1 protein-coding gene is annotated in these 2,986 nt (G+C 35.1%); it reads right to left on the minus strand.

Going from position 1 to position 2,986, the window contains the following annotated elements; translation table 11 throughout:
• Nucleotides 1-28: 28 nt before the first annotated feature.
• Nucleotides 29-1,783 (minus strand): leucine-rich repeat domain-containing protein, encoded by a 1,755-nt coding sequence (locus tag ACH2CG_RS16315; RefSeq protein WP_395067133.1) that lies wholly within the window; start codon nt 1,781-1,783, stop codon nt 29-31.
• Nucleotides 1,784-2,986 lie beyond the last annotated feature (1,203 nt).

The following is a 2,986-nucleotide window of genomic DNA, read 5'->3' on the forward strand; positions in this document are numbered from 1 at the left end:
GCCTTCATGGTTATTTTTTTTTAAAAAACTATCTCACAAACTTCAAACTTTGTTTCCAATTTTCACTTTCAAAAACTACAATAAAAACACCTTTGGTGTTTATGTTTAAATCGACTTCATTGGAGTTAGTACTTCCATTTTGGATTAATTTTCCGTTGATGTCAAAAATGTTGTAATCTGCACTGATGTTAGTTTTGTTGTTAGTTAGTTTTAATTTGTTATCGCTATTGCTGTAATAAAAATAGTTGGTGTTTGAAACAAAATTATTGGTTGACAAAGCTGCAGTAATAGGATTAAAATCTGTCCACACAAGTGCGGCATCATAAAGTGCCGTTGTACCAGCAGGAACATTTAATGCTACATTACCAAGCGTAACATATTTAAAAACATTTGCATTTATCGTTAACGGTGTTGCCCAATTTACAGTTACCGAAGTTAACCCTGTACAACCGAAAAATGTCCCTTCGCCAATGCCAGTTACAGCTGACGGGATGTTTACCGTGGTTAGAGCACTACATTCGTAAAATGCCCAATCACCAATACTGGTTACCGAAGCCGGAATACTTAAACTAGTTAAGGAATTGCACGCTGCAAATGTTCCTTCACTAATGCTAGTTACAGATGCTGGAATGTTTACTGTGGTTAAAGAACTGCACTCTTCAAATGCCCTTTCACCAATGCTGGTTACCGAGGACGGAATACTTACCGATATTAAATTATGACAATACCAAAACGTTTGAGATGCAATACTGGTTACCGAAGAAGGAATATTTACCATGATTAAAGAAGTACAAAATGCAAATGCCGAGTCACCAATATTGGTTACCGATGCAGGTATGCTTATAGAGGTTAAACTAGTACATTCAGCAAAAGCCGCTTCATCAATGCTGGTTACCGAATTTGGAATACTTACCGAGGTTAAACCAGTGCATACTGCAAAGGTCGCTTGACGAATACTCATCACGGAATTTGGAATATTTACAGAAGATAAACCAATGCAAGCGTAAAATGCCCCTACACCAATACTGGTTACCGAATTTGGAATACTTACCGAAGTTACACCGGAACAATATGAAAACGCTCGGTCACCAATATTGGTTACCGAAGACGGAATGCTTACCGTTGTTAAACTAGTACATTTATCAAATGCCGATTCACCAATTCTAGTTACTGAATTTGGAATATTTATTGATGTTAAACCTGAGCAATATGAAAAAGTAAAATCATCTATATTTGTTACCGAATTTGGAATGCTTACCGAGGTTAAACTACTACAATTGTAAAATGCCCATTTACCAGTACTGGTTACCGAATTTGGAATACTTACCGAAGTTAAACTAGTACAATTACCAAATGCCCATTCACCAATGCTAGTTACCGAATTTGGAATGCTTACGTTGGTTAAAGAACTGCACACTCCAAAAGCATAATAGCCAATACTTGTTACAGATGACGGAATACTTACCGAAGTTAAACCAGTGCAATAAGCAAAAGCCTGACTGCCAATACTGGTTACTGATGATGGAATACTTACCGAAGTTAAACCAACGGAAAAAGAAAAAGCAGAATCATCAATACTGGTTACTGCATAAGTTGTGCCTGCATTATCAACAGTTTCAGGAATAGTAGCCGTACCCGAAAAACTGGGGTTTACATCTACTTTTACAGTAAATGGTGCTGTAGCGCTTGTTACAGAATAATTGATACCATCAGCGTTAAAATTTTGTCCAAAAGACCAAAGGCTATAAAATAGAGTCATTAAAATGTAACATTGTTTTTTCATGATTTTTTTTATTTTTATTCATTGTTGTCCGCTTTAATTAGCCTTTTTTTACCAAAATTTGAAACATAGTTAAACTATTGGTTCTTTATGTTTTATAAACTCATAATTAAAAGAAATAATTTTAATTTTTATATCACACACACTTAAAAGAGTACGGAAAATAAGCAAATTATTTTAAAGCCATATAAACTAAAGCCTTGTAATTTTTTTATCGGACAACAATGATTTTTATTATTATTTATTAGGTTATCAAATCTTGATCTATTTACAAGAAAAGCCATCTTGTGTAATGTACTTTACTATTTTTTCTTGTTTTTTGCCTATTTTAATTTATTTTTTTTATTTTAAGTTTCGTAGGAGTGAGGAACTACACTCTAGCTTTGGACTATTTCCTACAAGCAATCACATTACCTGCACTTGCACTTAGCGCCATAGTAGTGGCAGCTATTAAAGCTTCCAGATTGGTTTCTCTTATAGACTCTGGATCCGCATTTGAATTGCCTAAGTACGTACTTGAGCTCTGACTTTAGCAGTTACACATTGATTCAAAGGGTGTGAATTACTATTGAGATCACGTATACTTTGAAATCAAGGAGAGATACTGGTAGCGAGCTGCTGCTCTTTAATTCATAAAATCTCTGTGCAGCACTTCTCCTCTTCCCGCGATAGCGTTCTGTCTGTCTGTCTGGTTGCTTGCACTTCATTCTCCCACCCATCTTCTCCTATCGATATTTCTTCTTTGATTCTTCTCTCTGTCCTCTTTTTTTATTAACTTTGCCGTTTGACAGATATGCATCACCCCTCGTTACTCGATTTTTTAAACAAGATTTGCCTGTGTACGATGCGATAGTGAAAAACTTCCTTTTAAATGACCTGACACTATTAATAGAATGTGTCGAGAGCGGTATGGGCGTACTTATGGAGGATCACAATTACGGTTTGGTAAGTCCATGATCTTTTCTAGAAGAGAGAGTTTCCAACCTTCATCAATATGCTTCTAATATTTCATTGTAATTTTTTTTAAATTATATTTATTTGATCAGGCAAAAGAGGTGATATCATCATTAACAAGGCACACTATCAAGAAGCTGACATCAACTTATATAACACTGTCTCTTCAAGATATTGCCGTTACCATTGGTATGAAAGACTTAACCGAGACAGAAGATCTATTATTTCAAATGATATCATCGAATGAAATAA

Origin of the sequence: Flavobacterium sp. (assembly GCF_043778725.1) — a bacterium.
Lineage (GTDB): Bacteria > Bacteroidota > Bacteroidia > Flavobacteriales > Flavobacteriaceae > Flavobacterium.

Bases quoted from the DNA above. Each gene is read 5' to 3' on its own strand.
- ACH2CG_RS16315 (WP_395067133.1), bottom strand. From the start codon at position 1,783: ATGAAAAAACAATGTTACATTTTAATGACTCTATTTTATAGCCTTTGG.